Below are 8,040 nucleotides of genomic sequence, written 5' to 3'. Positions count from 1 at the left end.
GGCGGTCGAATTCGTCGGAGGCGACGATGCCGGAGGCTCCCGAGACGCCCTGTGCGCCGGCGGGGATATCGAGCGTCATGGGTGCCTTGCCGTTTTCGCCGAGCACGGGCCAGCCGTCTTTCCAGGTCACCGGCACGAGGTAGGGGATGCGACCGACGGCCGCGTTGTCCTTGAAGAGATAGGCGTACCACTTGCCTTCCGGGGTGTCGATCAGGCCGCCCTGGGCGATACCGCGGTCATCGAGCGCGATGCGACCTTCGTAGGGGCCGTMGATGGCGTCGGCGCGGTGGATGGTGACGGTGCGTGCCCAACGGCTGCCGGGTGAGGCAATGTTGAACAGGTAGTAGCGGCCGTTGGCCTTGAAAAGCTGCGAGCCTTCGCCCTTGAGCCCGCCCTGGTCGGCGCCGAAGAGGGCGTTGACGTTTTCGACGATGACCTTGTTCACGCCGCCGGGCTTGATGCCGGAGAGATCCGGTTTCATCTCGGTGAGCATGATTCGGCCGCCCCCGTAGACCATGTAGACGCGACCGTCGTCGTCGAAGAACAGACTGTGGTCACCCAGCAAGGGCTCGAAGCTCGTCTCCTTCCACGGGCCGCGTTCCGGATCGCGCGTGGTGTAGATGTGGGTGCGACCCGTGTTGGCGGCGAACGTAGAGGCATGGAACACGCCGTCGTGGTAACGCAGGCTGCTGGCCCAGGAGCCTTCACCGTAGGCGTTCTTGCCGTTTTCGAGGCGCAAGGCGTCGTTGTCGGCAAGGGTTTGATAGGCGTACGAGGCCATGGTCCAGTTGACCAGGTCCGTCGACTTCATGATCGGCAGGCCTGGGCTCATGTGCATCGTCGTGCTGCTCATGTAGTAGGTCTTGCCTACGCGAATGATGGCGATGTCCGGGACGTCGGCCCAGATAAGAGGGTTATGAGCAGGATCGACCTGCATCTCCTTAGGGGCCGGTGCCGCTGAAAGGGGCTGAGACGTGATGCAGGCAAGGACGAGGGCCAGCAGGAGGGAAGAAAACGGTCGGCTCATGGGGTGGGGTCAGGTTGTCAGGGTTGGTCCAAGTTCTTGTCTATGGAGGTCATCACTGCGGGCTTCGCCAGTACAAGTTGTAGTAGCCGTGCGCGATTCTGTGGAACGGCAGCAGTTCGTACTCCTCCCCAAGGCCCGGCCCGCTCAGATGGAACATCAGCGGGCCAGTACCGCGCCGGACCGCCCCATCAAGGCCGGTGCCAGGCAGGGGTAGCGGGAGGATCTCCAGCGGCTCCTTGAACGTCTTGCCATACGACACGTTCCATGCCACCAAATCGGCACCGGGCGCCATGGCGGGGCCGGCGACGCGCGCGGCCAGCACCAGGGGGCCGTACATGAGCGCCGCAATCTGGGGCGCGTTCGGCAACGGTGCCAGATGCACATGCATCGGCAGGTCGATATCCAGGACGTCGCCGTTGCGCCAGGTGCGCGCGAGCTCCACGTAGCGCCCGGCCTTGTCGCTGGCCATGAGTTGGCGGCCGTTCAGGCGCACGCTCAGCTGCCGGCACCAGCCCGGGTGGCGCAGCTTGAGGACAAGCTTTGTGGGCCGCTCCAGCCGTAGCGTCAGGCGGCTGGCGCCGCGCTCGGGAAACGTGGTCGTCTGGCGCAGATGCACACCCTGGTCGGCCCAATGCAGATCCGACGCAATGTATTGATTCACATACAGCACTTCCCGACGGTGGAAATAGATGGAATCGCCGTGCTTGGCGTGACTTTCCATCCCCGTGCCGGTGCAGCAGAAGAACGAATGCTCATGCGTGCAGTAGAGCTTCGGATAGGTGCGCCGGGTGGCTTGGAAGTAGGTGAACATGCCACTGTCCGGGTCCTGGGAGGCGAGGATGCCGTTGAACAAGGCACGTTCGTAATAGTCGGCGTAAGCGGCCGATGGTTGCGCGGCGAACAAGGCTTGCGTCAGACGCAGCATGTTGTAGGTGCAACAGGTTTCCATGGTCGAGGCCGAGGCCAGATGCTTCTCGAATTCGGCRGGCGGAAAGAAATGCTCGTTGTCGCCATGCCCCCCCGTCGCAAACGAGCGCTGCTCGACTACCGTGCGCCAGAAGTAGCGCGCGGCCTGCCGGTAATGCGCCTGTCCCGTGAGTCCGTGCAGCCGGGCGAAGCCGATCACCTTGGGAATCTGCGTGTTGGCGTGCAAGCCGTCGAGGGTGTCGCGCCCTTCGGCAAGCGGCGTGAGCAGGGCCCGGTGGCTGAAGCGCTCAGCCAGGCGCAGGTAGCGCGCCTCCCCGGTCAGCGCGTGCAGGTCCGCCAGCACTTCGGCCATGCCGCCGTGCTCCAGATCGAGCATTTTTTGAAAGCGCGGCTCGTCGACCGGCCGCGCGGCCTCGTCGACCCAGTCGCCGATACGCACCAGGACCGCGAGCGCCTGGGTGTTCCCCCGGTGCAGATACGCGTCGCGCAGACCGGCCATCAACTTGTGCAGGGTGTACCAGGGCACTCCAACGACAGGGCGGCCTGCCAGGCAATTGCGCAGTTGCGTATCGCCATCGGGGAAGCCGCACACCAGGCCGCCGGGCGCCGCTGCCTGGCAGGCCTGCAGCTCACTGACGACGTAGTCGATCCTGGCGCGCAGCCCCTCCCGTCCGGTGGATGCCCACAACATTGAGCAGGCGCTCAAAAAATGGCCCAGGGTGTGGCCCGGGCAAAGCCCTTCCGCCTCCCATCCGCCGTACACCGGCGCCTTCGGAGCGAGTCCCGCATTTTTCCGGAAGTTGTGCAGCAAGCGGTCGCAGTTGAGCGACTCGAGGTAGAGCGCGTTGAGGCTCTGGGACTTGCGAAAAGGACCGTCGAGCAGCCGCACATCCGACAAGGGGAAAGGCTGCGCGGTTTCGCTCTCACTGTCTCTCTCTTCGGCCTCGGCTGGCATGCCAAGCAGCAGCGGCGCAACGGCGATGGCTTGCAGCAGGTGCCGTCGTAGTTGATCCGCCGGGACCCCGTCGCCCCGGRCGACACCGGCGGTCGATACCTTGCAGGTGATCTTCTGAGTTTTCATATTGATACGGTTGCCATGTCCGACCCGCCGATGGCGAACCCAGCGGCCTGGGGCCAGCTCCGCATGGCTAGCGCGCGTAGAGCGCGAACGCGAAGTCCATGGGTCGGCCCTCACGGTCCTTCAACGGCCGGTCGTCGAGGCTGGCCTCGCCGCCGGCATAGACGTCGCTGCGGCTGGCGCGCAGATTGATCGTCAGCGCATCCTTCTGGCCCTGCAGCGCCAGCGCATAGCGGCGGCCGGACTTCAGCACGACCAGCGGATGGGCGCTGAAGTCAAAGCTCAGCAGCCCTGCTCCTTGCGGCCGGTAGGCGATGGCCAGGCCCTCGCCCGCGCCGAGCAGTTCGGTGCCGGCCTCCACGTCGCGCAGCGACAGGCGCAAGCTGCGCGTGGCATCCGTGCCGTGGCCGTCGCCGGCGTACAGGCTGAGCCGGCCCAGTGCGATGTCGGCGCGCGGCACGAAGGTCTGCACCAGGCGGCTGGCGCCGCCGCCGTCGCGATGGAAGCCCACCGGTTCAGGGGCCTGCTCGAAAGGCCGGGTGACGGAGGCCAGCGCCGGGCTGCCAGGCCAGGTTTCGGGATAGCCCTGGGCAAACTGCTGGACGGCCACGCGGGGGTCGGAGCGGCCCGGGTCCGCCAGCGCGGGCACCTTGCCGGTGGGCGGCTTGGGCGGCGCACTGATGCCGGCCTCGGTCTGCGTCACGGGCCACATGCGGCCGTCGGCGTCGTAGTAGAGGTATTCCATCGTGACGGAGCGGCGGGCGCCGGCGCCGGTCTCCCCATCCGGCAGGGTCAGCGCGCCGTTGTGATAGACCAAGTAGGACTGTCCCTTGAAGTCGTCGATGACGCCAGCGTGGATGGTGTAGCTGTTTTTGGCAGTGCCGGTCAGCGTGCCCTGGTAGGTCCAGGGCCCGCGCGGGCTGGGCGCGGTGGCATAGGACAGATGCTCGGCGAGCCCCTGGTGCGCCATGGACGCGTAAGTCATGTAGTACATCCCCTTGCGCTTGGACAGCCACGGCCCCTCGGTGTAGTTGGGCAACGCGATCTTCTCGATGGGCCCGTCCAGCTCGGTCATGTTCGACTTGAGCTTGGCCAGGTAGAGCACCGGGTTGCCCCAGGCCAGCCAGGCAGTGCCGTCGTCGTCGATGAAGACGGTGGGGTCGATGTCGYTCCAGCCGTAGGGGGCCGGCGTCGTGGCATCGGTGATCAGCGCCGAGCCGCGCGCATCCTTGAACGGGCCCAGCGGGTTGTCGGCCACCGCCACGCCGATGGCCTTGCCCGGCTGCGTGTCGTTGTGCTGCACGGTGGCGTAAAAGTAGAAGCGGCCATTGCGCTGCACCACCTGCGCGGCCCAGGCGTCACCCACCGCCCACTTGAAGTCGGTAGGCTTCATGAAGGCGCCGTGGGCGGTCCAGTGGCGCAGGTCCTTGGAGGAATAGGCCAGCCACTCGTTCATGCGGAAGAACTCGTCGCCCTTGGCCTCGTCACGGCCGACGTAGAGATAGACCGTGTCGCCCACGACCAGCGGTGCAGGGTCGGCGGTGAAGCGGTCACGCAGCACCGGATTGGCGCCGGGCGCCGGTTCGGCAGCCGGCGCGGCCCCGCAGGCGAGGGCGGCGCAGCAAAGGGCGATGCGGTGCAGGAGGCTGGGGAGGCGCATGGCTGGGCGTGAACCTTCAAGAGGTTGTTGCGGGCGTTACCCGGAGTGGTTTTGAGAGACCTGGAATCGCCCAACCCGGTCTAAGCACAGCCGAAGGCTTGGATGACGACGTGGGAGGCCAAACCCGAAAAGGGTCTGACCAGTTTATGCGTAAACTTCAATTTGGTCATACCAAAGTCTGTCGACAATCGCCCGCTGCGTGCCCGCCAGCGGCAGTTCGAACTGGGCAATCTGAAAGGTGAAGCGTCATGTGGCATGGGTCGAGATCGCCCGTAGTTTTCATATCCGGGCTGCTGTCATGCATCGCCTTGACGCTGTTGCCCTGCGCGGCGCCGGCATCTGCGTTGAAGGGCGGGGGGCCAGCGGCGAGCGCGTCCAAGGGCTTGTCGACCGCCACTTGGACGCCGGACAACGGCGACGGCACCTTCACCAATCCCTTGTTCTATGACGAGTTTTCAGATCCGGACCTGATCCGCGTCGGTGACTGGTTCTACCTGACCGGCACCACCATGCACACCATGCCGGGCGTGCCGATCCTGCGCTCGAAGGACCTCGTCAACTGGGAGTTCGTTGCCTACGCGATGGACAAGCTCGACCTCGGCCCGGCCTTCCGGCTGGAGGGGGGCAACCACATCTATGGCCTGGGTATCTGGGCGCCGTCCTTCCGCTATCACGAAGGCAAGTTCTACATCTTTGCCAACGTCAACGGCCAGGTGACCCAGATGTTCACGGCCACCGATCCGAAGGGGCCGTGGACGCGCACGCCGATGAAGCGCAGCTTCCACGACCTGTCCGTGCTGTTCGACGACGGCAAGGCCTATGTCGTCTGGGATCACCAGACGATGCGCCTGGCCCAACTGACGGACGACCTGACCGACATCGTGCCGGGCACCGAGCGCGTCTTGTTCACCAAGGACGCCGGCATGGGCGAGGGCGCGCACTTCTACAAGATCGACGGCAAGTACTACATCATCAGCGCCAACTACGCGGGCGGTTTTCGCATGCCGGCGGCGCGAGCGGATCATGTGCTGGGCCCCTACGAGGTCCATCAATCGATCAGCTTGCATGAGGACTTCGGCATGGCCTCAAGCTTGCGCCTGGGCACGCGCCAGCCGCCGTTCGAGACCTGGGGGCCTGACCCCGCCGCCAACCACAGCCTGGCGTTGCACCAGGGCGGCATCATCCAGACGCCTGCGGGCGAGTGGTGGGGCTTTTCAATGATGGACTTCAACTCCGTCGGTCGCCTGCTCAGCCTGTCTCCGATCACCTGGAAGGACGGCTGGCCCTACTTTGGCCTGCCGGGCAACCTGACGCGCACGCCGCGGACGTGGGTGAAGCCCAAGACTGCCACGCCGCAGCCGGTGCGTGTGCCCTTTCAGCGCAGCGATGATTTTTCGGCGCCGCAGCTCCAACCCCTGTGGCAGTGGAACCACGTCCCGGTCGACGACAAGTGGTCGTTGTCAGAGCGGCCGGGTTTCCTGCGGCTGCATGCCCTGCCGGCGACCTCGTTCTACGACGCGCGCAACACGCTGACGCAGCGAGCGATCGGGCCAATGTCCACGCCAACCGTCCTGCTCGATGTGTCGAAGCTGAAGCCAGGCGACACGGCCGGCCTGGGTCTACTCAATCTCCCTTATGCGACCTTGGGCGTCGAGAAACTCGCCGACGAACTCAATGTCGTCTTTTACGACCAGCGCCTGGATCAGCGGGTGCGGGTGAAGATGACCGGAACGCGCATCTGGTTGCGGGCCGACTGCGACTTCCTCACCGAACGGGCGCGCTTCAGCTATTCGGTCGACGGCAACACCTTCACGCCCATCGGCAACGAGGTCGTGCTGCTCTACCAGACCTTCACCTTCCAAGGTGTTCGCTATAGCTTGTTCAACTACAACACGACCGGCGCCGAGGGCGGTGTCGCAGATTTCGACAGCATCGACGTCCATCAGCCGCATACCCGCGGCCTGATGCGGCCCATTCCCTATGGCCGATCGATCCGGCTGGCGTCGTTTCACGCGACGACCGGACTGGCGGCAGACCATGGACGCTTGGCTTCGGGTGTCCCGACGCGGTTCGAGATCGTCGACCGCCGCTTGGGCCGCGTCGCCCTGCGCACGGGCCGACGCTATGTCACGGTCGGCGAGGACGGTGGGGTGACGCTGGTGGCCGGCCAGCCGGGCACGGCGCAAAGCTTCCAATGGATTGAAACCCCGACGGGCGAACTGGTGCTGATGTCATTGGCCACCAACCGCTTCCTGCGCATCGATCCGAAGACCGGGGATATCCGCGCCGACAGTCCTGGCCCCATGCCGGACAACAGCGACGGCGCGCGCTTCACCTGGTCGCAGTAAATAGGGTCGTGCCGGCGAATCCGGGAAGTCAACGGTGCCGGCCGGCACTCAGCCTGGCCCATCGTGACTGGCCGAATCAGCAGTTCCCAGGCCGGGGGCCGCTCACTGCGGGCCCCGCAGCCGCAGAGAATTGAAAACCACGCTGACCGACGACAGGCTCATCGCGAGCGCCGCAATCATGGGCGACAGAAGCCACCCGGTGAACGGATAGAGTGCGYCGGCCGCCAGCGGCACGCCGAGTGCGTTGTAGACGAAGGCGAACACGAGGTTCTGTCGCATGTTGGCGATGGTGGCCTGGGAGATGCCTCGCGCCCGGGCAATGCCGCGCAGGTCGCCCTTGACGAGCGTCACCTGGGCGCTGTTCATCGCCACATCGGTACCGGTCCCCATGGCCACGCCGACATCGGCTTTGGCAAGGGCCGGCGCGTCATTGATGCCGTCGCCCGCCATGCCCACGACGCGGCCCTCGCGCTGCAGCCGTTCAACAAGCGCGAGTTTGTCGGCCGGCTTGACCTCGCCATGGACCTCGTCAATGCCCAACTGCTTTGCGACGGACTGCGCGGTGGTCAGGCCATCGCCGGTGGCCATCACCACGCGCATCCCCGCGTCATGCAGGCTCTGGACCGCCTCGGGCGTGCTCGCCTTGATGGGGTCTGACACGGCCAGGATGCCCATCAGGCGCCCCTGTTGAGCCAGGAACATCACGCTGCTGCCTTGCAGGCGAAGGTCCTCGCCGGCCGCACGCAACAGCGACACGTCCACGCCGTCCTGCGCCATCAGCGCCGCGTTGCCGAATGCAAGTTTCTGGCCCTCGACGACACCTCTGACACCAATGCCCGTGGAGGACTCGAAGTCCACCGCAGGCGACAGCGCGAGCTTGCGGGCGCGCGCCGCATCCACGATGGCCTGCGCGAGCGGATGCTCACTGCCCTGGTCCAGGCTGGCCGCCAGTCGCAGCACCTCGTCTTCGGTCACACCCTGCGCCGCCACGGCGCGGTCG

General features: G+C 65.8%; 5 protein-coding genes. 1 reads left to right on the top strand and 4 read right to left on the bottom strand.

Going from position 1 to position 8,040, the window contains the following annotated elements:
- The 3 genes from ACXJKR_RS18030 to ACXJKR_RS18020 form a co-directional block, all read right to left on the bottom strand.
- A partial coding sequence (locus tag ACXJKR_RS18030) for a glycoside hydrolase 43 family protein (RefSeq protein ID WP_457323990.1) occupies positions 1-1,027 on the bottom strand: 1,027 nt, incomplete at its 3' end.
- Positions 1,028-1,079: 52 nt separating this feature from the next.
- A complete protein-coding gene (locus tag ACXJKR_RS18025; protein WP_457323989.1) occupies positions 1,080-3,035 on the bottom strand; it encodes a glycoside hydrolase family 127 protein in 1,956 nt (651 codons plus the stop codon).
- Positions 3,036-3,102: 67 nt separating this feature from the next.
- Positions 3,103-4,692: a glycoside hydrolase family 43 protein gene (locus ACXJKR_RS18020; protein ID WP_457323988.1), complete on the bottom strand. Its 1,590-nt coding sequence runs from the start codon at positions 4,690-4,692 to the stop codon at positions 3,103-3,105.
- A 383-nt stretch (positions 4,693-5,075) separates the two neighbouring features.
- Here ACXJKR_RS18020 and ACXJKR_RS18015 point away from each other — a divergent pair, with 383 nt between their 5' ends.
- On the top strand, positions 5,076-7,040 hold the full coding sequence (locus tag ACXJKR_RS18015; protein WP_457323987.1) for a family 43 glycosylhydrolase: 1,965 nt from the start codon (positions 5,076-5,078) through the stop codon (positions 7,038-7,040).
- A gap of 102 nt (positions 7,041-7,142) precedes the next feature.
- Here the strand turns inward: ACXJKR_RS18015 and ACXJKR_RS18010 are convergent.
- On the bottom strand, positions 7,143-8,040 hold an 898-nt coding region (locus ACXJKR_RS18010), incomplete at its 5' end, for an HAD-IC family P-type ATPase (RefSeq protein ID WP_457323986.1).

Source organism: Roseateles sp. P5_E11 (assembly GCF_054049355.1).
Note: the sequence above shows the minus strand (reverse complement) of the source record. Positions and strands in the feature narration are given on the sequence as shown.